The sequence below is a fragment of the Yoonia rosea genome (assembly GCF_900156505.1).
Lineage (GTDB): Bacteria > Pseudomonadota > Alphaproteobacteria > Rhodobacterales > Rhodobacteraceae > Yoonia > Yoonia rosea.
On the sequence record NZ_FTPR01000003.1, the window covers coordinates 241,814 to 265,975 of the forward strand.

General features: G+C 57.3%; 25 protein-coding genes. 18 read left to right on the forward strand and 7 right to left on the reverse strand.

Annotated elements, in window-relative coordinates:
• The first annotated feature begins 12 nt into the window (after positions 1–12).
• Together cobM and B0B09_RS15810 are read left to right on the forward strand one after the other, a co-directional pair.
• Positions 13–780 carry a precorrin-4 C(11)-methyltransferase gene (gene cobM, locus B0B09_RS15805; RefSeq protein WP_076660971.1) on the forward strand — a complete coding sequence of 256 codons (768 nt, stop codon included), beginning with the start codon at positions 13–15 and terminating at the stop codon, positions 778–780.
• 89 nt (positions 781–869) lie between these two features.
• Entirely contained in the window at positions 870–1,217 is a 348-nt protein-coding gene (locus tag B0B09_RS15810) for a hypothetical protein (RefSeq protein ID WP_055295877.1), read from the forward strand.
• A gap of 2 nt (positions 1,218–1,219) precedes the next feature.
• Here B0B09_RS15810 and B0B09_RS15815 read toward each other — a convergent pair whose 3' ends face one another.
• Complete coding sequence (locus B0B09_RS15815) at positions 1,220–2,392, reverse strand: MalY/PatB family protein (RefSeq protein ID WP_076660888.1); 1,173 nt, start codon at positions 2,390–2,392, stop codon at positions 1,220–1,222.
• Between the two features lie 108 nt (positions 2,393–2,500).
• On the opposite strand from B0B09_RS15815, the gene def (B0B09_RS15820) reads away from it, so the two are divergent.
• The 12 genes from def (B0B09_RS15820) to B0B09_RS15875 all read left to right on the forward strand — a co-directional run bounded on the left by def (B0B09_RS15820) (position 2,501) and on the right by B0B09_RS15875 (position 12,950).
• Positions 2,501–3,022, forward strand: coding sequence for a peptide deformylase (gene def, locus B0B09_RS15820; RefSeq protein ID WP_076660889.1), 522 nt, complete (start codon positions 2,501–2,503; stop codon positions 3,020–3,022).
• Between the two features lie 9 nt (positions 3,023–3,031).
• Positions 3,032–3,487, forward strand: coding sequence for a peptide deformylase (gene def / locus B0B09_RS15825; protein WP_242654474.1), 456 nt, complete (start codon positions 3,032–3,034; stop codon positions 3,485–3,487).
• Positions 3,484–3,984: a peptide deformylase gene (gene def, locus B0B09_RS15830; RefSeq protein WP_076660891.1), complete on the forward strand. Its 501-nt coding sequence runs from the start codon at positions 3,484–3,486 to the stop codon at positions 3,982–3,984. Before def (B0B09_RS15825) ends, def (B0B09_RS15830) begins: the two co-directional genes overlap by 4 nt.
• Positions 3,985–4,037: 53 nt before the next feature.
• Entirely contained in the window at positions 4,038–4,937 is a 900-nt protein-coding gene (fmt, locus tag B0B09_RS15835) for a methionyl-tRNA formyltransferase (RefSeq protein ID WP_076660892.1), read from the forward strand.
• A gap of 152 nt (positions 4,938–5,089) precedes the next feature.
• Positions 5,090–5,884: a L,D-transpeptidase gene (locus tag B0B09_RS15840; RefSeq protein ID WP_076660893.1), complete on the forward strand. Its 795-nt coding sequence runs from the start codon at positions 5,090–5,092 to the stop codon at positions 5,882–5,884.
• 130 nt (positions 5,885–6,014) lie between these two features.
• Entirely contained in the window at positions 6,015–7,091 is a 1,077-nt protein-coding gene (locus tag B0B09_RS15845) for a coiled-coil domain-containing protein (protein WP_076660894.1), read from the forward strand.
• A gap of 56 nt (positions 7,092–7,147) precedes the next feature.
• Complete coding sequence (locus B0B09_RS15850; protein WP_242654475.1) at positions 7,148–8,239, forward strand: hypothetical protein; 1,092 nt, start codon at positions 7,148–7,150, stop codon at positions 8,237–8,239.
• 63 nt (positions 8,240–8,302) lie between these two features.
• Complete coding sequence (locus B0B09_RS15855) at positions 8,303–10,246, forward strand: AAA family ATPase (RefSeq protein ID WP_076660895.1); 1,944 nt, start codon at positions 8,303–8,305, stop codon at positions 10,244–10,246.
• Positions 10,247–10,270: 24 nt separating this feature from the next.
• Positions 10,271–10,615, forward strand: a complete 345-nt coding sequence (locus B0B09_RS15860; RefSeq protein ID WP_076660896.1) for a hypothetical protein — start codon at positions 10,271–10,273, stop codon at positions 10,613–10,615.
• A 1-nt stretch (position 10,616) separates the two neighbouring features.
• On the forward strand, positions 10,617–11,969 hold the full coding sequence (locus B0B09_RS15865) for a DUF6638 family protein (RefSeq protein ID WP_076660897.1): 1,353 nt from the start codon (positions 10,617–10,619) through the stop codon (positions 11,967–11,969).
• Positions 11,969–12,241, forward strand: a complete 273-nt coding sequence (locus tag B0B09_RS15870; protein ID WP_055295888.1) for a hypothetical protein — start codon at positions 11,969–11,971, stop codon at positions 12,239–12,241. Before B0B09_RS15865 ends, B0B09_RS15870 begins: the two co-directional genes overlap by 1 nt.
• Positions 12,242–12,251: 10 nt before the next feature.
• Positions 12,252–12,950, forward strand: a complete 699-nt coding sequence (locus tag B0B09_RS15875) for a DUF1523 family protein (protein ID WP_076660898.1) — start codon at positions 12,252–12,254, stop codon at positions 12,948–12,950.
• 77 nt (positions 12,951–13,027) lie between these two features.
• Here B0B09_RS15875 and B0B09_RS15880 read toward each other — a convergent pair whose 3' ends face one another.
• The 3 genes from B0B09_RS15880 to B0B09_RS15890 all read right to left on the reverse strand — a co-directional run bounded on the left by B0B09_RS15880 (position 13,028) and on the right by B0B09_RS15890 (position 17,284).
• Positions 13,028–15,346: an aldehyde dehydrogenase family protein gene (locus B0B09_RS15880; protein ID WP_076660899.1), complete on the reverse strand. Its 2,319-nt coding sequence runs from the start codon at positions 15,344–15,346 to the stop codon at positions 13,028–13,030.
• Between the two features lie 3 nt (positions 15,347–15,349).
• Positions 15,350–16,273: a deoxyribose-phosphate aldolase gene (deoC, locus tag B0B09_RS15885; RefSeq protein WP_242654480.1), complete on the reverse strand. Its 924-nt coding sequence runs from the start codon at positions 16,271–16,273 to the stop codon at positions 15,350–15,352.
• A gap of 177 nt (positions 16,274–16,450) precedes the next feature.
• Entirely contained in the window at positions 16,451–17,284 is an 834-nt protein-coding gene (locus tag B0B09_RS15890) for a helix-turn-helix transcriptional regulator (RefSeq protein ID WP_076660900.1), read from the reverse strand.
• 211 nt (positions 17,285–17,495) lie between these two features.
• On the opposite strand from B0B09_RS15890, the gene rpe reads away from it, so the two are divergent.
• Complete coding sequence (rpe, locus tag B0B09_RS15895; RefSeq protein WP_055295892.1) at positions 17,496–18,182, forward strand: ribulose-phosphate 3-epimerase; 687 nt, start codon at positions 17,496–17,498, stop codon at positions 18,180–18,182.
• A 13-nt stretch (positions 18,183–18,195) separates the two neighbouring features.
• Here rpe and B0B09_RS15900 read toward each other — a convergent pair whose 3' ends face one another.
• The gene (locus B0B09_RS15900; protein ID WP_131825040.1) at positions 18,196–18,759 is read right to left on the reverse strand and encodes an ImmA/IrrE family metallo-endopeptidase; all 564 of its coding nucleotides are present in this window, start codon (positions 18,757–18,759) and stop codon (positions 18,196–18,198) included.
• Between the two features lie 139 nt (positions 18,760–18,898).
• Here B0B09_RS15900 and B0B09_RS15905 point away from each other — a divergent pair, with 139 nt between their 5' ends.
• From B0B09_RS15905 to B0B09_RS15915, 3 genes are read left to right on the forward strand one after another with little or no spacing between them, the layout of a single operon-like run.
• Positions 18,899–20,335, forward strand: coding sequence for a DUF4153 domain-containing protein (locus B0B09_RS15905; RefSeq protein ID WP_076660902.1), 1,437 nt, complete (start codon positions 18,899–18,901; stop codon positions 20,333–20,335).
• Positions 20,332–21,012 carry a response regulator transcription factor gene (locus tag B0B09_RS15910; RefSeq protein WP_076660903.1) on the forward strand — a complete coding sequence of 227 codons (681 nt, stop codon included), beginning with the start codon at positions 20,332–20,334 and terminating at the stop codon, positions 21,010–21,012. The genes B0B09_RS15905 and B0B09_RS15910 overlap by 4 nt, the downstream gene beginning before the upstream one ends.
• Positions 20,997–21,929, forward strand: a complete 933-nt coding sequence (locus tag B0B09_RS15915) for an ATP-binding protein (protein WP_076660904.1) — start codon at positions 20,997–20,999, stop codon at positions 21,927–21,929. Before B0B09_RS15910 ends, B0B09_RS15915 begins: the two co-directional genes overlap by 16 nt.
• Positions 21,930–21,948: 19 nt before the next feature.
• Here the strand turns inward: B0B09_RS15915 and bhcD are convergent, their stop codons facing one another.
• The gene (gene bhcD, locus B0B09_RS15920) at positions 21,949–22,914 is read right to left on the reverse strand and encodes an iminosuccinate reductase BhcD (RefSeq protein ID WP_076660905.1); all 966 of its coding nucleotides are present in this window, start codon (positions 22,912–22,914) and stop codon (positions 21,949–21,951) included.
• A gap of 84 nt (positions 22,915–22,998) precedes the next feature.
• Positions 22,999–24,162, reverse strand: coding sequence for a 3-hydroxy-D-aspartate aldolase BhcC (gene bhcC / locus B0B09_RS15925; RefSeq protein ID WP_076660906.1), 1,164 nt, complete (start codon positions 24,160–24,162; stop codon positions 22,999–23,001).

Genomic DNA, 24,162 nt, shown 5'->3' on the forward strand with positions numbered 1-24,162 from the left:
GAGGGTCTTGCAATGACCGTATATTTTATTGGCGCGGGTCCGGGTGATCCCGAGTTGCTGACACTGAAGGCGGCACGGATCATCGGCAAATGCCCTGTGTGTCTTTATGCAGGGTCTTTGGTGCCTGCTGAGGTTGTTGCCTGTGCGCCTGCTGATGCCTTAGTGATGGATACCGCGCCCATGACGTTGGATGACACCCACGGCGTGATCCTGGAAGCGCATGCCAAGGGTCAGAATGTCGCGCGCGTGCATTCGGGGGACCCGTCATTGTACGGCGCGATTGCCGAGCAGATCCGTCGGCTAAAGGGAGATGGGATTGATTATCAGATTATCCCCGGCGTGCCGGCCTATGCGGCTGCGGCTGCGGCTTTGGGTACCGAGTTAACCGTGCCGGAAGTGGCCCAGTCCATCGTCCTGACGCGTATGTCGATGAAATCGACAGGCATGCCCGCAGGAGAAACGCTTGAGAATTTTGCCCGTTCGGGTGCGACGCTCGCGATCCATCTTGGCATTCGCGCCTTGCGCGAAATCGAAAGGCAGTTGGTGCCATTTTATGGTGCGGATTGTCCGGTGGCGGTCATTTACCGTGTGGGTTGGCCTGATCAGATGATTATTCGCGGCACGCTGACAGATGTGCGCGAAAAGGTGCGCGCAGCCAAGATCACACGGACCGCGCTGATTCTTGTGGGGCCCGCCTTGTCCGATTCGCACGGGTTTCCGGACTCTGCGCTCTATGATGCGGCCAAGCCACATGTGTTGCGGCCGCGCGTGAAGGCCTGAAATTAAGGCCTTTCTGCACTGCGGCGGATTTTGTCATTTGAATTTTAACTTTCTGGGATCATCTTCTGACATGTCTGGAGGGACTTGTTATGTTTACGTTTTTGCCTGACGCGGTTCGTCAGGGTCTGGAAGAGGCGCGCAAAGCTGCATTGAAGCGCAAGGATCGTTTGTCCGTGCAGGATGGCGATGACAGCTATCGGATCCGTAGGTTCTGGGATGGTGGCTTTGCGTTAGATCTTGAAGGGTCCGAGCGGTTGCGCGGTCATGTCGATATCTATGACGGACCAAAGCACCTTTACACCTGTCTGGTCGTGTCTTCTGTCGATGAAGAGAACGAGCGGGTGTTCGAGTTCAAATGGGCCACACCCGTTGCCTCGGGCCCTGCCGCCGATTTTGTGCGCCCGGATTTTGTTCCGGCCGGTTTGATCGGGCGTTAAAGCTATTGCAGGTCTGCGAAAGCGGCCTGCATCCGACGCACGGCCTCTTCGACATTGGCCGTTTGCGTGGCAAGGTTGAAGCGCATGAAGCTTTCACCGCCGGTGCCGAAAGTAGGCCCTTGGGAAACGGCTATTTTTGCCGTGTCCCTGATACGCGCTGAAACTTCTTCATGGCTCATGCCGGTGTCTTCAAAATTGACCCACCCCAGATAGGTGGATTGCAGCGGCATCGACCAGACCCCCGGAATTGCGTTGATACCTGCGTCGAAAATCTCGCGGTTTTTTTGCAAATGGTCGATCTGCGCATTCGCCCATGCTGCACCTTCCTCAGAATATGCGGCGGTGATCATCGCCACGCCAAGTGCGGACGGGTTGTAGTCGAGCATCGCAAGGCGCTTTTGCATGGCACTACGCAATGTTGGATCGGGAATGATCATATTGCCTGTCCGCTGACCTGCAATGTTGAACGTTTTCGATGCTGCAGTCAGATAGACTGTGTTGTCTGTATCTTCTGGTGCGGCAACCGCCGTTGGCACAAACCTCTGTCCTGCGTAGACAAGATCATGATGGATCTCGTCACTAACCAGAAGCAGCCCGTTTTTGCGTGCAAAGGCAGAGACCGCGCGCAGTTCACCTGCGGTCCAAACGCGCCCTGAGGGGTTTTGTGGTGAACACCAGATCAGCATTTTTTCGCGCCCAGTCAGCCGCGCTTGGGCATCGTCGAGATCAAGCACATAGGTATCGCCCTGACGGACAAGCGGGCATTCGGTAACGACCCTGCCGGCCTTGTTCACCTTATGTGCGAACTCATGATAAACAGGGCTGAAAATGACGGCGGCGTCACCTGGTTCTGTCCAGACATCGAGGCAGAGCGCGATTGCGTTGCCGAGGCCTTGGGTCGTCAGAATCCAGTCTTTGTCGATGGACCAGCCGTGGCGGGTTTGCATCCACCATTGAATCGCACTGAAATAGGCGTCATTTGCGAATGCATAGCCAAAGACGCCATGTTCAGCGGCTGCCTTCACCGCCTCTATCACGCAGGGGGCGGTGGGATAGTCCGAATCTGCCGTCCACATGGCCAGCCCGTCCTTTGGCGAAACGCCATAGAGCTTTTCCATCAGGTCCCACTTGCTGCTGTTGGTTCCACGACGGTCGACGGGCGTGTTGAATGACATAGGCTGCTCCTGAAGTTTCAAGGGCAAATTGCGGTGTTGCGAAACGGGGTGCAAGCCGAAAGTCCTGCCATGCTTGCGATGGGCGGCGCGACGCATTAGATCACCGCCATGACACTGAGAAAAATTCTGATCCATCCTGATCCGCGCCTCAAAAAGGTGGCTCAACCGGTTGCTTCGGTGAACGACGACATGCGTCGTCTCGCCGATGACATGCTGGAAACCATGTATGATGCACCTGGCATCGGGCTGGCGGCGCCGCAGATTGCGGTCATGGACCGGATGTTGGTGATGGATTGCGCCAAAGAAGATGATGCAACGCCAGAGCCTATGGTGTTGATCAATCCAGAGGTGGTTTGGACGTCGGAAGAACGGAACGTCTATGAAGAAGGCTGTCTTTCGATCCCCGAGCAATATGCCGAAGTTGAACGCCCTGCCGAGGTCGAGGTCTCGTGGATGGACCTTGATGGTAAGACAAGGCGTGAGCGTTTTGATGGGCTCTGGGCGACCTGCGTGCAGCATGAGATCGACCATTTGGATGGCAAATTATTCATTGATTATCTGCGCCCGCTGAAACGGCAAATGATCACGCGCAAGATGCAGAAACTGAAACGCGAAATGGCGCGGGGCTGACGCGTGGCGGTGCTTGAGCTGCGATTTGAGGGTGATCCTGTTTTGTTGGAAACGGCAGCGCCCGTGCAACAGTTCGACGAAGAGCTGGCCGGATTGGTCCGCGATATGTTCGAGACAATGTATGCCGCTCCCGGTCGCGGATTGGCCGCGCCGCAGGTGGGTGTCAGCACACGGGTCTTTGTCGTCGATACAGATTGGAAAGATGCAGACCCTGCGCCAATGATTTTCATTAATCCGGAAATCGCCAATCAGTCCGAAGATAAGGCCGTCGGGACCGAGGCCTGCCTTTCGATCCCCGGTAAAAGTTTTGATGTCAGTCGTCCGCTTTGGGTGGAATTACGTTGGCAAGATCTGGATGGCGTGGCGCATCACGGACGGTTTGAGGCTGTGCAGGCGATTTGCATTTGTCATGAGCTTGACCATCTGAACGGCCTATTGGTTACAGAAACGGGTGTGCTGCAATGACACATCGCCCTTTTGTCATGTGGCCGCATCCGGCCCTGCGTACCCCCGCCACACCTGTGGCGGACATCACTGATGAGGTGCGTGCGATCTGGGATGAAATGATTGTTGCCATGGATAACATGCCGGGTGTGGGATTGGCGGCGCCCCAGTTGGGCATTGATATGGCTTTGGCTGTCGTCGATGCCTCTGAGGGGCGGGGGAAAGCCATTCGCATGGCCAACCCATCGATCTTGTACAGCAGTATTGAACCGCGCGTGCATGAAGAAGGATCGCCTAACCTGCCTGGTGTTTGGGCCAAGGTGACGCGCCCGCGCGCCGTGACGGTGCGTTTCATGACTAAGGATGGCGGGTGGGACGAACAGGACTTTGTCGGTCTTTGGGCAACCTCCGTACAACACCAGATTGATCACTTGGCGGGTAGGATGTTCTTTGACCACCTGACCCGCGTAAAGCGGGATATGTTGCTAAAGAAAGCAGCGAAATTGCAGCGACGCTGATGTCGGGATGCGCGCCGCGCGGAAGTTTGATTGGACATGGAAAGACGGTGGGCATGCGTGTAATTTTTATGGGAACACCCGATTTCTCGGTGCCGGTTCTGGATGCACTTGTTGATGCAGGTCACGAGATTGCGGCTGTCTACTGCCAGCCACCTCGGCCAGCGGGGCGGGGCAAGAAGGACCGTCCCTCGCCGGTTCAGTTGCGCGCGGAGGCTCTGGGTTTGGAGGTGCGCTATCCTGTGTCATTGAAGGGTGCAGCCGAGCAGGCCGAGTTTGCTGCACTGGATGCGGATATTGCTGTGGTCGTGGCCTATGGTTTGATCTTGCCGCAGGTGATTTTGGACGCCCCCAAGGCAGGTTGTCTGAATATCCACGCCTCGCTTTTGCCGCGCTGGCGGGGGGCTGCGCCCGTTCATCGTGCGATCATGGCGGGTGATGTCAAGACGGGCGTTTGCATTATGCAGATGGAGGCCGGTCTTGATACTGGCCCGGTTTTGCTGCGCGATGAAACCGCGATCGGTGTCGAGGAGACAACAGGTGCGTTGCATGACAGGCTGTCGCAAATGGGTGCGGCGCTGATTGTTCAGGCGCTCGCGCAACTGGATCAGTTGACCCCGCAGGCCCAGCCTGAAGCGGGCGTGACCTATGCTGCGAAGATCGACAAGGCAGAGGCACGGGTGGACTGGGCGCAGCCCGCGGTGCAAATTGACCGGCTGATCCGTGGGTTGTCCCCCTTTCCGGGCGCGTGGTGCGAAGTGGAAGGTGAACGTATCAAATTGCTCGGTGCGCGGCTTGCTGACGGTGGGGGTGCGCCCGGGCAGGTGCTAGGCGGCTTTCGGATTGCCTGCGGGAGCGGTGCGATCGAAGTGACCGCGGCCCAGAGAGCGGGCAAGAAAGCGATGCCTGCAGATGAAATATTGAAGGGCTTGGCGCTTGGGGATCGTGTCAGCTAGTGCGCCATTTTCTCAAGAATGGTGTAAGAACCGCACCGCGAGCGTGTCAAATTTCACGTTTTTACAAAGATGTGCGATTTATCGCCTGAGGTCGGTTTTGTCATCATGCCGGAGAGTGCTATCAGGGGATTCGGAAATTTCTGGGTAAAACAATGACATTAGTGACGAAAATTACCCGCCGCTCGTTTGCGGCGATGGCAATGGCGAGCACGGCAGCAGCCTGTGCGCCGCGCGTTCCTGAGATGGAAATCGAACCGGTGGCACCGGTGTCATTTGTTGAGGGCTACGGCCCGATCGAGGATTCAGGATATATTTTGCCCGGTATTCCGTCTGAATACCTTCAGGGCGTGAACCGCCGCATGACCGGCTTGTATAATGGTGAGGCGGGACCAAACACGCTGGATGTCGATCCCTATGCAAAGTTCCTTTACCATGTCCGTGAGGATGGTACAGCGACGCGCTATCCTGTCGGTGTCGGTCGCGCGGGGCGATCAATTCGCGGCTCGGCGACGATGCAATTCATGCGTAAGTGGCCGAGTTGGACCCCCACCCAAAACATGTTGCGCACCGAACCGGAGGTATACGGTGATTTTGCTGCCGGCATTCCGGGTGGTCTGCGCAGCCCGCTCGGCGCGCGGGCGCTTTATCTATTCCGTGGTGGCCGCGATACCCACTACCGTATTCATGGCACGAACGATCTGGAATCTATCGGAAATTCCGGGTCTGCGGGTTGTATCCGCATGTTCAATCAGGATGTGATCCATCTTTATGACCAGATCGAGGCCCCGATGAAGGTGCTGATCCGCTCTCCGGAGGAATCGCAGCGTGTTGACCCAGAGAATTTCGATCGTGGTATTGAACTGCCGCCAAAGATTATTTCTGCGGAAGAACTGCTGGGGGAAGAGGCTGTTGCGAATGATCGTCCACCAGTTCTGGACGACGCATAACCCCTTTTCTTTATGGTCATTGAAGTCCAAACTCGTGCTGAACGTGCCGCGCTTGCGCGCGGCACTCTATTGAACGCAGGGGCCGGAATGCTTATGTCCCTGTTATAAAAGAATAAATGAGGGACGTTTTATGGCCAATTTTGAGACGCAAATCCAGGAATCTCAGGCACAGGTTGCCGAGGCGCAAAGCAAAATTTCCGAACTGACCAGCCGGATCGAGATTGCGCGCAACAAGATGGCGGAAGGCACCGATATTTCGGTCGATATTGAGAATGCCAGTCTTGAAGACGTGCATGCCCATACCGAGCTGATGAATGCTAACATCGCTGAGCTGATCATGGGCCTTGATGACGTCACGACGGCTTTTTCTAAAGATTTCGACGAGATGCGGTCCAAGACCGGCATGGAAAGCTTCATTGGCATTTTCAGCAAGGCCAAAGCGGACAGCATGCGGCAGGAACGGATGCGCACGGCCTCGATTGATGACAAATTGCAGGATTTGATCAGCAAGTCCGACGTGATCATGAAGCTTCTGGAAGGCCAGTTGGCGGTGCTCAACGAGCAGAAAGTCAGCGTCGAAAAGAACCTTGGCGGGACGCTGGAAGAGCGCGAGGTCACCGTTGGCGAACTCGAAGCGCTGCGGGCCGAAATCCTTGCGGTCGATCCCAAGATTATCGAACTGGAAAACAAGATATCGGTTGAACAGGATGCTGCGGCGCGCACCAAGCTTGAGACAGAGTTGGCTGCGCTGAACGGGAAATACAACGAGATGGTGCAGAACGAGCAGGTGCAACTGGCCAAAAGCCAGACGCTTGAGCGTTATATTGAAAAGGGCAAAACCTGGATCGACAGTCTGCAGAACCAGGCGGCCACGCAGATGGTGCTGATCAACAAGCTCCAGACAGATACCAAGCAGCGTGTTGTGCTTTATGATGCCTTGTCGAAGTCGTTGAAAACAGCGCAGCAGCAGGATGTGGCCCATAAGATCAACGAAATCGGCGTGAAGACGGACCAGGAGGCGCAGTCAGCAATGGCTGCCATCGGGTCGGCCACGAATGCGCGGATGGCGGATATGCTGGAAGCGCATGAAGACCACATGGTCTTTGCCCGCGAGGTGCTGGAGGCCAAGGCGAAAGCGGACGAGCGTTTCGTGCGCCGGTTTCAGGAGATTGTGAAGAAGCACGATAGCAACCAGTATGGGGCGTAGGGTGGGTGACACCCACGCGTTCTGATATGACCGCCCCGGACCTTCAAGCCGACCACATGAAGTTGGAAGATACCCGCGTCACGCGCCGGTATTTCGATAAATTCGCCAAGATCACCAGCCATCTGACCAAAGTTGCGGCGACCATGGAGGCCGAAGGGCGCTTTGATCGCAAAGAGATCGAGGTGATGGCCCGCTATCTGGTCGGCCTGAATTGGACCTTCACAGCGCTGGCGCACAAGTATCATTTCGCCGGGCGGTTTGCGCATTCGGGCAAGCTGACCTTTGACCGGCATGAAAGTGGTTTTCCAGTCTATCAAGAGCTGCTGGAGATGGCGAATGACGCCCAGCAGGCAGACCGTCATCTGAACACACAGCCGAGTGTTGGTGATCTGAAAGACCAGATGGTGCGGGTCATTCTGAGTGAGCAGCAAATCCCCACAAAGCTGCAATATGCTTTGTCGCAAAGGCTATATTATGAAGAGCTATCGCGTGGCGATCAGTTTTGGGCGCGCAATGATCCGCAGTGTCTCTGGCTGGGAAATCAGGGTGACCGGCGGCGGTTTCTTGTGCACTGGGCGGTTTACGACAGTCAGGTGAACCTGCCCACGATCTACCTGATGGAGTTGGAAGATACAGGGCGCGTGGGCTTGCCAAAGGATCAGCATCGCTGGCCTGAAGCACAGGCGCATCTGATGGCGCAGTCCTTGGCGCATCTTAAGCTGCTGACGATTGCCAAAGGGTTTGATGAAGATTTCGATGACCTGCATCCGACGCGTTTGCGCCGGTTCCACATTGGGCCGATGTACAGCAATGCGTTTACGCGCCAATCGGGCCCTTTGCGCGACGTCTTGCGCGACGCCAACGCGCCCGCTGGCGAAGATTGGGCCTTGGTCTGGACCGAAGAAGAACTGCTGTCGGACCGTGTCGAGAATGTGAAATCGGGGTGGTTCGGCTCTGTCGAGAGGCAGATTTTTGCCCTTGATCCTTTTGAAGGTGGTGGCGCGGAAACGGGGGCGAGCCGGATGGAGCGGTCTTTGATCATGCCGGAACGGCCCTATCAGGCTTTGGCAGAGCGCAACCCTGCAGGGTTTCGCGACGTGCGCAAGTTCGTTGTCAGCGATACGGGACGGGTGTTGAGTTACAGATAGGGTGGGTCAAGACCCACCTTACGACGCGGCGCAGGACGTGCCGAATAAAACAAAGAGGAAAAGATGAGCCAATCAAGTGATCAAATGGAGCTGCGCGAAGACGATATCCGCAAGCATTATATCCCCGCTGCGGAAATGCTGATGCATCTCGATCATGCACCGCGATTGGCCAAGGCGCGCCTGTCGCTTGAGGCACCTGAAAAGTCACCCGACGTTGCCGCAACCCGGCGTCGGTTCCGGTCAACAACACCGGGATTGCTGTCGCGCACATCTGCGCCTTCGGGCGGGGTGCGTCTGTTGGACCGGATTGCCGAAAGCGATGACGATGACCCGCTGACCTCGCCCGCGCAGGCGGCGGTGGCCCATGCACTACGCCGTGCGCTTTCGATTGCATTCACTGTTGCGGATGCCTTTTCGGATCAGACTGCACTGACCGAATTGAAGCGCATTAACCTTGAGGGGCGCATGCCGCAGGAAAGGTCTGTTGAATTTACCGAGTACCTGACAGCGGAATCGCTGATTGCGCTTTACACCTTTGCCAACGCGACCTCGTTTCTCTTGGCCGCGCAAGCGAGCGAGCAAAGTGTCGATGTGGGTTCGGTAGATGAAATTCTAACGGATAACGCGCCATTGGCATTGCATGGGGCGATTTGGGAGCTGGATCAGAAGCTGGGCCAGTTTGCCAAGGATGAGGCGACGCTGATTGCCACCATGCTGGCCTATGCCGAGCAGCTGATGGAGAAGGTCGCGCTGCGGGCCTCCACTGCGGGGCGCCTGGCGTCTTTCAATGCGGCGTCATGGCGGGTCGAGGCGGATGATTTTGTGGTGCAGGGCTTTACCCCCGCGCGCAAAGCCAAGGGGTCCACCCTGACGATGACCTTTAAGAAGCCGAATGAGGTCGTGGGTAATCACATTGCCAAATATCAGGCGATGAAGCTGTCCAAGATGCTGATGGCCTATGATTTTGATCGCAGGCTGAACCCCTTCGCTGAACTCGGCGGGTTCATCTTTACCTTCATGGGTGACGGGAAGCCCGGTACGGGTAAAACGACGCTGATCCAGATGATGGCGGGGTTGATGCATGAGTATTGCCAGAACGCAGGCTATCCGTTTCGCTATCAGAACCTGAGCACCGATAATATCGACAGTTATCAGGGGAAATCGGGCCAGAATGCCAAAGCGTTTATCAATAATGTCCTTGATCCCGGCGTGATTGGTTTCGGGACGATTGATGATATCGACCAACTGGCGGGAAAACGCGGCGATCGGCAATCCTCGGCGGGGCAGCTGGAAATTACGGCCGTTTTGATGGAGAGCTTTGCGGGTGCCAATACAGTCGTGCGGGGCAACTGCACCTTCGGGATGTTCTCGAACTATCCCGAAAACGTGGATGACGCATTGCGTCAGCGTGCCGGTGCGCGGTTTCTGGTCGATGGGCCGCAAACGCGCGAAGACTATATCGATATTCTTTATCTGCTGATGGGCAAGAACCACGATATCCCCGTTGGCGCGCATGAGGTGTTCAGCGCGCAAGAGATCAAAAAGGCCGTTGCGGCCAGTTTTGAAAGCCATGCCCGCCCGCATGAAGAAGGGCTGCAACGGGTCTTTGAACAGGTCCATGCGCAGGTTGGCGATCTGGATACGATTGCCAAATTGGGGACCTATCTGAAGGGCATACAAGAGGCGGATGAACGATTCACAGGGCGCGCGATCAAAAACATTACGGATGCTGTAAAGGTCCGCGCCATGGATTTCGAATTGCCTGATGAATGGATGGAAGAGCCGGATCTGTTCCTGTTCAAAGACTATGACACGAAGAAATCCATGATTTCGGAATTGCGCCAGCCGATCACCGTCGAGATGGTGATTCAGGAGATCAACCGCTATGCCGATAGTGAATTCCGCTATGCTGATAAATCGGATGAGGTTGCGATTGATGCGATGGTACGTGACTTCGGGCGGCAGGAGATTGCCAAGAAGCGGTACCTGGAAGGGAAGGGATCATGAGACCGGGGACTGCGGTGGGGAAATATGGCTGAACTTCTGTCAGAGGGGCTCTTCCTGCCGGTTGTGGTGATTGCGGGGGCCGCATTCGCAGTGCCGCGTTTGCTCGCGTTCGTGTTGCCCGAAGGTGTCGTGCCCCTGATGATGAATGCCTTGCTTTCAACATTGGTGCTTTTTGCGCTGTCTGCGGCAGTCTTTGCGCTGCTCTATCTTTGGCAGGGGGTGCCATTGGCACAGCTTGCAGATGCAGGGCTTTGGGCGAGCGTTGGGTTCTTTGGCCGGCTGGGCCTGATGGCTGCGATCATTTGGGCGCCGATCATGATTTTGTCGGTCGCGGGCCTGCCGCGCAAATGGGTCAAGGAGACGTGGTAGCATGGAGCTTCTGATCGAAAAGGGCCTGATGTTCGGCAACCTGATCCGCGTCGACTCACCCGTACTAGTCGAACGCTACAATCGTGCGCTGAAGCATCTGACAGGCCGCGAAACAGAACAAAACGTGTTTCATATTGATATTTCCGGATACTCGCCAGAGATTGGTGATGAGTTTGGCGATGACCTTTACCTCAACCACAAAGGTGTCAATCGCCAGTTCATTTTGCTGACGACTGAACAGGCGACAGCACCGCTCTTGAATGCGAAACTCTCGACCTCACGCGGTATCTTGCGGCAGTTCATCGAAGAAAACCGCGCCGAGCTATTTGCGCTGACGGCACGTGACGCGGTGGCAGGGGAATTGGTGAATTCGGTCTATATGGCGGATACGCCTGCCAAGCTTTTTGATATCCGCAAAATCACAATTGAGGCCGACACCACCAGCGGCACCGTCGCGGCCGCTGCCAAGCTTGGCGCGATGATTGACCGTTTCAAGACCGCACCTGATGGCTGGTATGATGACGTGCTTATCGCCGACATGATCGGCATGGCAAAGAAAACCGGCGACGTGTTGCGCAACCCTGTGTCGCTGCGCAAGATGTCGTTCGGGCAAGAGAATTTCTGGACGGCGCATTTTGGCGGGATTTATATCTTTCGCGATGTAGAGCATCCTGCGGCGATCGTGGCCGGCCCAAAAGACGCGGTGGGCGATCTGCCGATCCCCTACACCTTCGATCTTCGGGATCGCTCTGCCATTGCCAAGTTTCTGTCGCTTAACGATCTGGTCGAGCCAATCATCAAAGCACGCGGCATTGATGCGGCCGCGATCCTGCATCAGAAAATGGATTTCATCGTGGCCTCTGTAGCGGCTCAAATGAAAGAAGACCTGACAGGGGCCACGCGCCAAGACCTGCGCCGTTTGGGCCGGCACTATGCCGCGCAACTGCCGCCGGAATGGCAGGGGCTTGCGGCACTTTTGCGCTGGGCCGAAGAAGACGGGCCGTGGCCGACGATCACTTCTGACCATCCAGCCTATTTCTACACGCTGCGTGCCAAGTCGCACGTCGATGCAGATCTGGTGAACAGGCTCTTGGCCGAGCTCACGCCGCTGGATATCCGTCAGTTGTTTATTTGCCATAAAGAGGCGTTCTATGACGCCTATGCCCGCTGGCCCGAGGAAAAGCAGGCCTATGTCGTTGATTTTCTTGACCATGAATACCAAGTCGATAAGGCGGGCGCGCGCGCAGCACTGTACGGCCATGTCGATCCGGCGCCTGAGTTGCCGCATGTTTCGCGGTCTGATTTGATGGCGCGGGTCGGTCCGTGGGGCGCGATCACGCGAGGGAGAGGGTAATGGGATTCATTAAACTGGTCGTTTTCGGTTTCATTGGGCTGACGGTGATCTATTTCTCAGTCTCGCTCTACTCACGCTCGGTTCGTAAAGAGCGACTTGAGGATGAATTCGATGCCGAGAATCCTGATGGAGATCGTGAGGCCCGCGATGCTTTTGTTACCGCGGGGCTAAAAGCCTATGATGCGTCTATCCGGCCCAAGCTGATTGGGCTTGTCTATGTGGTTCCAACGCTCGCAATCGGGGCGATCGTTTATATGATAAACGCCAACTGAAGGACGTGTTATGCGCAAGATAAAGATCACTTTCCGGGTTATCGTCTTTTTGCTGATCGCTGGCTTGTTGCATTACGCGCTGCCGCAGCATGATGTTGTGCGTATCGTGAACACGTATCAGGAACGACAGGATCTGAACGACTGGACCCGCATTTTCTGGGCAAGGCCGGATGACCAGTCGGCAACACTGATCAACCGTGATGTGCAGTTTATCCAGACTGTGAAAATGCGCACATGGCTGCTGGGGTTCGTTCAGCGCGAGACCACCGAGGTGATGGTGTATCGCAACGAGGATACCGGCTGGGGCTGGCCGTTCTATTTCAAATTCGACACGGCGAACCTGCAAACCGAGGCAGATGATCTCAGCTCGACGGCGCAAAACCCGCAATGGGCCGTGATGACCCACTATGGCTGGCGCAACGAGTATTTTTCGGCCTTTCCCAATGCCGTGGCGATCCGGCCCATCGGCAATCCGAATGTCACGATCATTCCGTGGTTCAACATCTTCTTCTTTATCGCATTGATGGCCGCCCTCTTGTTCATCCGCGCCATGTGGCGACAGTTCCGAGAACGTTCGGTTGATCCGTTGCTGGATGCAGCGGAACACCAGTTCGATGAGGTGCAGGCCGAGGTTGCTCAGCGTCGCGGACGTTTCACCAAATGGCTGGATAGCTGGCGCGACAAGAACAAAAATCGCCCTGTGAAGTAGACGTTGTAGGGGGCTTTGCCCCCGCCGCGTACCGCGTCTCCCCCAGGATATTTTCGGGCCAATAATGGCCGAAGTCTCTATTCCCCGTAAGGGATCCAGATGTTCTTCACCTCGGTGCTGGCGGCAAGATAGTCGCGGGCCGATGGCGTTAGCGCCTTGCCGTAGTTCACCCATGTGCGTTTGAGGTTGCCTGCGCTGGCCTGCTCGATCACAGCGCTCAGGTCGCTGCTTGAGAATGACCAGACCGCGTCAATGTCCAGATGTTTGGCCAGTGTCGGGGCAAGTTCGGCGTGGCTTCCGGTGAGAATATTGACCACGCCTGCAGGGACATCAGAGGTTTCCAGCACCTGATAGAAGTCTGTCGCGGCCAGTGGGTAAGGTTCGCTTGCCGCCATGATCACGCGGTTGCCCATCGCGATCGCAGGCGCCATCGCGCTGATTAACCCGCCAAGCGGTGCTGCGTCGTCGCAGAGGACCCCGATGTTGCCAACCGGTTCTTTCATCGCCAGAGCGACGCCGCGGATCGGGACCCCATGCACCTGGCCGTCATACTTGTCGGCCCACGCGGCATAGGTAAAGAGCGTGCGGATCGCACCTTCGACTTCTTCCGCGCCGCCACGCCCGCCTGTCATCTGGTTGATCCGCGTGGCGAACTCCTCTGCACGGGCCGAGAGGTTTTCGGCGACATAATAGAGGATCTGCGCGCGCAGGTGCCCTGAAGTCTTGGACCAGCCTTTGGCGGCGTTGCAGGCCTCAACCGCGTTGCGGATATCCTTGCGATTGGCCAGCGATGCATGGCCGAGCAATTTACCACGGGGGCTATAAACGGGGGTAGAATAGCCGCCATCGGGCCGCGCCTGTTTGCCGCCGATATAAAGCTTGGCCGTGCGATCAAGCGGATCGGCGGGGTGGCCGTCTTCGGTTGTGAAGGCTGCGATCTGCTTCAGTGCTTTGGCCGTGCCTGAAGGTTTGGTATAACCGGCCAGCCCCTCCCATCCGCCTTCGCGCCCGAAGCCGCTTTCGCGCACACCACCGAAACCGGCAGCGGCGTCCATCATATTAGTGCCGTTGACCCAGACGATCCCTGCGGCCAGTTTGGGCGCGATATCAAGGGCAAGGTTGATGTTTTCAGACCAGACTGACGCGGCCAGACCGTAGCGCGTGTTATTGGCGATCTCGACTGCTTCGGACGGGGTGCGGAAGGTTGTCGCGGCCAAAACAGGGCCAAAGATTTCTTCCTGCATCAGCGTTGAAGCTGGCGACAGGCCGGTGATCAGCGTTGGCGGATAAAAGCAGCCTTCGGGTGCTTTGACCTGATAGGTTTCACCTTCTGTATTGGCGCTGACCATTTTTGTGATCTGGTCGAGTTGCCCAGGGTCCACGATTGCGCCCACGTCGATGCACTTGTCCAGTGGATCGCCTATGCGCAGCCCGTCCATGCGGGCCTTGAGTTTTGTGTAGAAGCGCTCCGCAATGCCCTCTTGCACCAGAAGCCGCGAACCTGCGCAGCACACTTGGCCCTGATTGAACCAGATCGCATCGACGAGGCCCTCAACAGCTGAGTCAATGTCGGCATCCTCAAATACGATGTAAGGGGATTTGCCACCCAGTTCGAGGCTGAGCGCCTTGCCTGATCCGGCGGTCGCCTCGCGAATTTTGCGGCCGACTTCGGTTGATCCGGTGAAAGCGATTTTATCGACCTCGGCGGCGACCAGCGCCGCCCCGGTTTCGCCGTCACCGGTGACGATGTTCACGACACCCGGCGGCACACCTGCTTGCGTGCAAATGTCGGCGAAAACCATCGCAGTGAGGGGGGTGTATTCGGCGGGTTTCAACACGACCGTGTTGCCCATCGCCAATGCGGGCGCGATTTTCCATGCCAGCATGAGCAACGGAAAGTTCCACGGAATGATCTGGCCACAAACGCCCAAGGCCTCTTGGTTGGGAAGTTCGGATTTCATCAATTGGGCAAAACCCGCATGATGATAGAAATGCCGGATGGCCAGCGGCACGTCGATGTCGCGGCTTTCGCGGATGGGTTTGCCATTGTCGAGCGTTTCCATGACCGCCAGCAGGCGGGCATGTTTTTGCATAAGCCGCGCGATGGCATAAAGGACACGGGCGCGTTTGTGGCCGGACTTGGCCCACGCTGGCTGCGCTTTCCGGGCCGCAGCGACGGCGGTCTCGATTTCCGCGGCGGTGCCTTTGGTCACACCTGCCAGCTTTTCACCTGTTGCCGGATTGTAGGATGCGAAATCATCGCGCAACGGCCCCCATTTGCCGTTGATATAATGGCCTGCGATGCCGCCACGATCGGCCAGCCATTTCAGCGCCTCTGCGCTGCTTTCTGGGGCGGGGCCGTAATCCATAGTGTCGAAGATTTCCTTGATGGTCATGGCCTATCCAATCGCGTGCCGCCACTGGGCGGAATAGGCGCCGGTGACGTGATGTTCGAGTTGCCGTTCGATGTCGCCCAGAAGGCTTGAGGCGCCAAAGCGGAAAAGGTCGGGTTGCAGCCAGCGGTCACCCAGTTCGTCCTTGATCATGCTCAGATAGACAAGGGCATCCTTGGCCTTACTGATCCCGCCGGCAGGTTTATAGCCGACTTTGATGCCGGTACGATCCTGATAATCGCGGATCGCGCGGATCATGGTAAGTGTAACAGGGAGAGTGGCATTCACCGGCTCTTTGCCGGTCGATGTCTTGATGAAATCGGCGCCCGCCATCATGCATACAAGGCTGGCACGGGCGACGTTGCGCAGGGTGCCAAGTTCGCCTGTGGCCAAGATCGCTTTGACATGCGCGTCGCCACAGGCAGCGCGCATTTCCTTCATTTCATCATAAAGCGCTTGCCAGTTGCCTGTCAGCACATGGCGGCGGCTGATCACGATGTCGATTTCCTGCGCGCCCGCGGCAACGCTTTCGCCGATCTCGGCAATGCGCAAATGGAAGGGCGATAGGCCGGCCGGAAAGCCGGTCGAGACCGCCGCGACTGGAATATTCGTGCCTTGCAACGCATCGACTGCCGTTGCGACCATATCGTGGTAGACGCAAACCGCACCTGTGGTCAGACCTTCCATGCCCAAGGCCTCAAGGATGGGTTGCGCAACAGGCTGGCGGGCTTTGGCGCACAGGCGACGCACGCGGCCTTCGCTGTCATCGCCGGACAGTGTGGTCAGGTCCATCAGGCTGATCGCTTTGCACAGCCACGCCGCCTGATAATCCTTTTTGACGCTGCGCCGCCCTGGCAGCGTTGCCGCGCGCCGTTCGATAGCCGAAGTATTGGCCTGCACCGCCATGACCCAATCGAGATCAAGCGGCATGCCGTCGTTGCGGGGTTCATGGACTTGCGGCAGTTGCGATGTCGCAAGCGTGGGGGAGTGGGTGGTTTGCAAGGTGGCCTCCTGCGGTGCCTCGTGAAGGTGGCACTTTGGCACTGTCTTGGCAAGGTTTGACCGCTTGGTCAAATATTATGTTGTCTGACCTGACGTCGCGGCGGCCTAGGCCGGTTGTACGACCTGTTTTTGGTATTTTTGCCGATACTGCAAAGGGGTCAGCCCGTAGGCTGCGCGGAACAGTTTGTGAAAATGCGACATGTTGGGGATGCCGCAATCCGCAGCGATGTCGCTGATCGCTTCGCTGTCGGTGGTCAGGGCGCGGGCGGCATGTTCCATGCGGATACGATTGATGTAGTCGGACGGTGTCTGCCCCAGATATTTGCGCATCATGCGGCTGACATGCGGGTGTGCTTTGCCTGTAATCGCGACCAATCCCGCGGATCCGTCGCGAAAGACCTCTGGCGATTTGGCGGCGTTGCATGCGGTTGCCAGCCAGTCGGGGATCTGCGTGTCAAAGATGTTTGCGGTCAGATCGGCACAGAGCGGCAGCAAGAACGCTTCGGCCGCGAGCGTGTCGCAAGGGCTATTTTCCAACTGCACGGCGGCATGGTTGAGTGCCGCCAGTTGCCGGATATCACGGTGCGTTTGCACAGGGCCTTGGGGGGCCCAGAACAAATGTCCATCGACGCTGGGGTGCCGCGCAACCAGCGCCTTGATGGTATCGGGATGGATGCTGAGCGACACCACAAGCGCATGTTCGCCGCGCCCTTGCAGTGCGTGGGGCTGTCCCGGTCGAATAAAGACAAGGTCACCTTCGCCAAGCGTTTCGGCGCCACCGGCGAGATGATGGCGGACCATGCCGTTTTGCACCCAGAACAGTTCATAAAAGTCGTGATTATGCAGTGTTCTGGGGCGTGTCGGCGCCAACGTCGCCCGTGTCAGGCGGATTTGCGTGCCGGTGGCGAGGACGTCAGCATGAAGGAGTGTTTGGGTCATGAAATCAAATTAGCACAGTCATTGCTGCGGTGCCGCATGAAAAGACGCGTGGTTTTAGGCGAAATAATCAAGGGATTCCGGGAGTTTCCCACAGTCGCTGTGTCGTGGCCCTTCCATGCCTGCAAAAGCCAGAGCGAATCGCACGTGATTGGCGTGACAAACCGTCATTGCCACGCTATGGCGTGGCCAACCCAACCAAACAAGGTGCCCCATGAGCTTTGACCGCACAATCAAGATCGCCCCGTCCATTCTCTCGGCTGATTTCGCCAATTTTGGCGCGGAGTGTGAGGCAATTGAAGCGCAGGGTGCCGATTGGGTGCATGTGGATGTCATGGACGGGCATTTTGTGCCCAACATCACTTTCGGCCCTGCAACCTGTGCGGCGATCCGTCCACACATCAAAGGTGTCATGGACGTGCATTTGATGATTGCGCCGGTTGATCCCTACATCGAAGCATTTGCCAATGCCGGCGCCGATGTGATCACCGCCCATGTCGAGGCTGGCCCGCATATTCACCGTACCTTGCAGGCTATCCGTGGCGCAGGGGCAAAGGCCGGCGTGGCGCTGAACCCGGGCACGCCCGCGTCTTCGGTCGAGATGCTGCTCGACATGGTTGATCTGGTTTGCGTGATGACGGTGAACCCCGGTTTTGGCGGGCAGAAGTTTATTCATTCTCAGGTCGAAAAAGTGCGCGACCTGCGTGCCATGATCGGTGACCGCCCGATCCATATCGAGATTGATGGCGGCGTTGATCCGACAACGGCACCTTTGGTTGCAGCGGCCGGTGCCGACGTGCTTGTCGCGGGCTCTGCCGTGTTCCGTGGTGGGTCTGTAAGTAATCCCGCGCCCTATGGTGAGAATATCCGTGCGATACGTGCGGCAGCAATGACGGCGTGAGATTGCCCTGACCCTAGCCGGTATCGCGCAGCTCAAGACTGGCAGCGCGCAAGTACACAAATTCGGTTGGTACATCAAAGTGATCGGAAACGGCCTGAGACCGGCCCTCAGACCAGAAAGTGAAGAAGGTGTCTTTGGGCATAAGGAAGGCTGCTCCGAACGCCCTTGCCTCTTCGCGCGCTTGATTTGAGGTTGGCTTATAGAGCGCTTGGATACCGCAACCCAGGTTCGCTTGCCGCGTTTTTTCGAGATGCAATGCCCAGTGACCAAGTGCCGTTGCGACAATCACGCGGTCATCACGTTTACGACTTGGGCGTGGCAACCAGATAACGGGCTGTGCTTCCAGCGGGATTTCCAACATGATTTCATTGGGATAGTGCGAATATTCGATATCGACGCCAGCATTCGTACAAATTTCATCCAGCGATATACCACGTCGACAGCCCCATTCGTGCGCGCAGCCGTCAGCAAGCACTTCAATTTCCAGAGGTGTCGGGCAGGCTGAAACTGGTTCAACATAGGGATAAGACGGATGTCTGGCAGGCATGCGAGCAACCTTTTCAACAAACTTGATCACGGTGCTAGCCGCAAAAGGTTACGATATGCACAACATTCGGCGCTTGACGTCCCCCTGCACAAAACCTGCACGTTTACCCCCGTTCCCTTGCACGGCGCACCCTTAGCCATGTCCCCAACAAGAGCAGAAAGGGACAGATATGGTTGTGCGCGGTGTACCGCATCGGATTGCGAAAGATGCATGGTGGTTGGATGATGCTGATCCACCCAAGGGATTGCGGGCGGCCCCCGTATTGATTGCGGCCTTGTTCCTGACGGATGTGCTGCTTTGGGGGTATCGGCCCGGATTGGGCCTGGCGCTTTGGTTCTTTGCGATGGGCGGCGCGATTGCGTTGAGTGTGGCAAACAGGCTGGATTTTGCGCGCGCCTTGAAGGCCAGCCTGGTGCTGCTATTCGCGGTGCTTCCGTTGGTCGAAGTGGCGCAATTCGGCACCTTCATGGTGGCTTTGCTGGGGCTCTATACATTCGGCGTCATGATTACCGCGCAGCAGGGGGCCGGTGCCCCGCTTTGGCGTGCGATTGCGCGGCTTCCGGGCTATGGAATCGTGCAAACGGTCCGCGATACATTCGCCTTGCGTGTCTCTGTCCCATCCACAGGCAGCTTTCGTGGCCTGTTCTTCGATTGGGCCTTGCCTGTCGCCATTGGCGGCGTCTTCCTGATTTTGTTCTTTGCGGCTAATCCACTGCTGGACCAGTGGGTGCAGCGATTTGCCCATCTGGAGCCCAACTTTTTGCCACGATTAGAACGTGTGATTTTCTGGACCATCATGGCAATCGCGGTTTGGCCATTGCTGCGCCTAACGGTGATGATGCCCGCCCTAACCCAGGTTAAACCCAGCCGTCTGCGCGGTTTCCGGTCAGGTTTCCTAAACGAACGTTCAGTCAGCCGTGCGCTGGTTGTCTTCAACGTGATCTTTCTGATGCAGACGACGCTCGACCTTGGCTACCTTTGGGGTGGTGTGGCGCTGCCAGATGGGATGACCTACGCCGAATATGCGCATCGCGGGGCCTACCCATTACTCGCAACAGCCTTGCTCGCCGGTGTGTTTGCGCTGCTGGCACAGCCATACCTTGGCACGGGCTCGGGCGTGAGGCGGCTGCTTTATCTTTGGATCGCGCAGAACGTTATCTTGGTGATCTCATCCATCCTGCGCCTTGACCTTTATGTGGATGTCTACGGGCTGACGCGCCTGCGCTTTGCCGCATTCGTCTGGATGGTCGTTGTGGCCTTGGGGTTGGTTTTGATCATGATGCAGCTGGTCGGCCGGAAATCGGTTGGGTGGTTCTTGCAAAGGGCTTTTGGTTTGGGTTTGCTGGCCATTTACCTTTGCAATCTGGTGAATATTGACGGGTACATCGCGCGCCACAACCTGGCTGATGACCGCGACAATGACTACTACCTTTGCGGGTTAGGTGAAGGTGCGACCCCTGCCATCCGCGCCCACCAAGTTGCTGTAGGTTATGAGATTTGCGATCCCTATCGCGTTCAGCTCTCCCAGCGCAAGGATTGGCGCGAATGGGGCTACCGCAACGCGCGTCTGCACCGTAGTTTGGCCGTGATGGAGAGAGAGCAATGATCCTTGTGGCCGATGATGATACCCAAATCCGCGATGTCGTGCGGATTGCCCTGACCCAAGCGGGCTTTGGCGTGGCTGAGGCGCCAGATGGTCGGGCAGCGCTTGAAAAGGCCGAGAGCCTGCGCCCCGATCTGATTATACTTGATATCGGAATGCCTGAGATGGACGGGCTGGAAGTGTGCCGCACGTTGCGCAGGACGTCTGAGGTGCCGATCCTGTTTCTGACCGCACATGCAGATGAGATCGACCGCGTTGTCGGGCTTGAACTGGGGGCGGATGATTATGTTGCTAAGCCGTTTTCGCCCCGTGAACTGGTCGCGCGGGTACGCGCGATCCTCAAGCGCACGCAGGGCGAGGTTGTCGCGCAAACCGTTTTGCGGCGCGGTATCCTGAGTGTCGATCCCGCGCGGCATTTGTGCCATGTGGGCGATGATACGGTTCTGCTGACTGCGCGGGAAATGGACCTGTTGGAACGTTTGATTGCACGTCCTGATCATGTGATGTCGCGGCCACAACTGGTCGATGCGATCTACGGCACCAACGTGCATGTCAGCGATCGGACGATGGACAGCCATTTGCGTAATCTGCGCAGCAAATTGGGGCAGGCCGGTTGCCCTGATGCAATCGAGACCGTGCATGGCGTTGGCATCAGGATGGGTGCATGCCGCGGCGCGTGATCCGCAAATGGCGGCCTCCGTTGGCCTTTGTGCTGGGGGGGACGTTGGCGGCGGTGTTCTGTCTGCCGCTGATCGGGATCGGCTATTTCCGTGTTGCGGGTGGTATTCTTGGCTGGGGTGAGACCTCATGGATGATCGGCTTGATGGCCTTTGTTGCGACGGCGATCCTTGGGGTGCTGCTGTGGCGGTTGGTTTTGCAGCCGGTGCGCGCCCTGACGGCCTATGCCCGCAATGAGGGTGCCAGTGATGCCCCCACGCATTTCGGCACGCCGGAGTTTTCGCAACTGGGCGAGGCTGTGCTTGAAATGACCGCGGCGTTGCGTGGCCGCGAGGCTGTTTTGCGTAGTTATGCGGATCACGTGACCCACGAACTCAAATCCCCGCTGACGGTTATTCAGGGCGCTGCCGAACTGCTGGAAGACCCTGATCTGGACCATGCTGATCGCGCGCAACTGCTGCGTGGTATTCGCGACAATACCGCGCGTATGGAGGCGCTGCTTGATGGTCAGCGCGCGCTGGCGCAGGCGCAAGATGTGATTGCGCCGGGGGAATGTCTTTTGAGCGATGTGGTCAAAGACATTTTACCGGCAGTCGTGTTGACCGACGGGTTGGTGCCCCTGCCAAGGGACGTCATGGATGTGGTCGCCACGCATCTGGTCGGGAATGCTTTGGCGCACGGGGCCAAGACGATCAGCTTTGACCATCAAGGTACGCATCTTTTAGTGCAGGACGATGGCGCGGGGATCAGTCCAGGTAACCGCGACCGTATTTTTGATCCGTTCTTTACCACAAGGCGGGACGCAGGCGGCACGGGCATGGGCCTGCCGATTGTGCGACAGATGCTTGAGGCGCAGGGGGCCAGCATCCGGCTGCTTGATGCGCCGGGTGCGGTGTTTCAGATCAGCTTTGACCGGTAGAAAAGGCGCCAAACGCGCCTTAGAAATCGACGATTGTTGCAACGCCTTTTTCAACCGCCAAGTCAACGATTGAGGATGCAACGGCCAAATCCTGAAGGCCCACGCCGGTGCCATCGAACAGCGTGATTTCATCTGCGCTCGTACGGCCTGGGTGGGTGCCGTTGATCACAGCGCCAAGTTCATGCACATCGCTTTGTTCGATCAGACCGCTGGCGATGGCATGTTGCGCCTCACCGATGCTGATGGATTGCGCGACCTCGTCGGTAAAGACGGTGGCGCGGGCCAGAAGGCTTGCCTCGACCTCTTGTTTGCCTTTGGTGTCGGTGCCCATGCAGGCGATATGCGTGCCGGGTGCGATGTGATCGGCCATGATTGTGGGCGCAAATGTCGAAGTGATTGAAATCACCACATCGGCTTCGGCCAGACCCTCGAGCGGCACTGCCTCAAACGGCAGACCGGCTTCATTGGCGACCCTTTCGATATTGGGCAGCATCTCGGGGTGGTAGTTCCAGCCGATGACTTTCTCAAAATCGCGCTGTTCGAGTGCCGCGCGCAGTTGGAACGTGGCCTGATGCCCCGCACCGACCATGCCCATCACTTTTGCATCCTTGCGGGCCAGATGCTTGATCGAGACAGAAGAGGCTGCCGCGGTGCGGAGCGCAGTCAGAAGGTTCCCGCCGACCATCGCCTTTACCTTGCCGGTATCAGGATCAAACAGAAAGACGGTGGACTGGTGATTGATCTCGCCGTGCTTTTCAAGGTTGTTCGGCCAATAGCCGCCCGCCTTTAGGCCAAGCGCCATGCCTGCTTTATCGAAACCGCCTTTAAAGCCGTAAAGCGCATCTTCATAGCCAATCGCTTCGCGGATCACGGGAAAGTTGTAGGCGCTGCCTTTGGACATCGAGGCAAAGACTTTTTCGACAGCCTCAAATGCATCGGCACGGGTCAGCAGCCCCGCGATTTCTTTTTCAGGTACGATAATCATGGTCTTGGTCTTTCTTTTCCGGCCGCTCATCCAGCTCGTCCGAGCTGTTTTCGCGATGAGCGACCGTTAGGGAGGGAAGAGTGCTTAGTAGGCTTTGCCGCGTGCGGACACAGGCCACAGCGTTTCTACTTTGCCGTTGCGCACACCGACGTACCAGTCATGCACGTTGCAGGTCGGATCACAGTGGCCCGGCACCAGCTTGAGCTTGTCGTTCACCTTCAAAACGCCGTCAGGATCGGCAACCACACCATGTTCGTCTGAACATTTGACGTATTGCACGTCCGTGCGGCCAAAGATCGTAGGCAAGCCACTATCCACCGACTGCGCCTTCAGGCCCGCATCCACGATAGCTTTGTCGGCTTTCGCGTGGCTCATCACCGAGGTCAGGATGAACAGCGCGTTTTCCCATTCGCCCTGGTCAATGCGCTTGCCGTCCTTGTCGAGGATGCGGCCATAGTCCGCGTCCATGAAAGCGTAAGATCCGCATTGTAATTCGTTGAACACACCAGAGGCGCTCTCGAAGTAGTAAGAGCCTGTGCCGCCGCCGCCGACGATGTCACTCTCAATGCCTTCGGCCTTCAGCATTTCCAACGTTTCGCGCACCTGATCAATCGCGATCTGGGTTTTGCCCTGACGCTCCTCGTAGGAATCAAGGTGCTGCATTGCGCCCTGATAGGCCTGAATGCCTGCGTATTTCAGGCCCGGTGCCGCGTCGATCGCCTTGGCCAGATCAACAACAGGCTGGCCGTATTGCACGCCACAGCGGCCCGCGCCTACGTCGATTTCAACGAGGCATTCGATCTGTGTGCCGTGCTTCATCGCTGCGGCAGAGAGGTCCGCCACGTTGTCGATGTCATCCACGCAGCAGATCGTGCGCGCACCTAGTTTCGGCATACGTGCAAGGCGGTCGATCTTTTCAGGTTGTCGCACCTGGTTGGACACCAGCACGTCCTTGATCCCGCCGCGTGCGAACACTTCTGCCTCTGACACCTTCTGACAGCATACGCCGACAGACCCGCCGAGGCGTTCCTGCAGCAGCGCCACATCAACGGATTTATGCATCTTGCCATGCACGCGGTGGCGCATACCGTGCGATTTTGCAAAATCACCCATCTTTTTGATGTTGCGCTCCAACGCATCCAGATCAAGAACAAGGCAAGGCGTCTGGATATTGGCCTCGTCCATGCCGGGCAGGGCGGGGACGTCGTAGCCGACCTCTAGGTTCTTCAGGTTGCTCATATCGTTCAT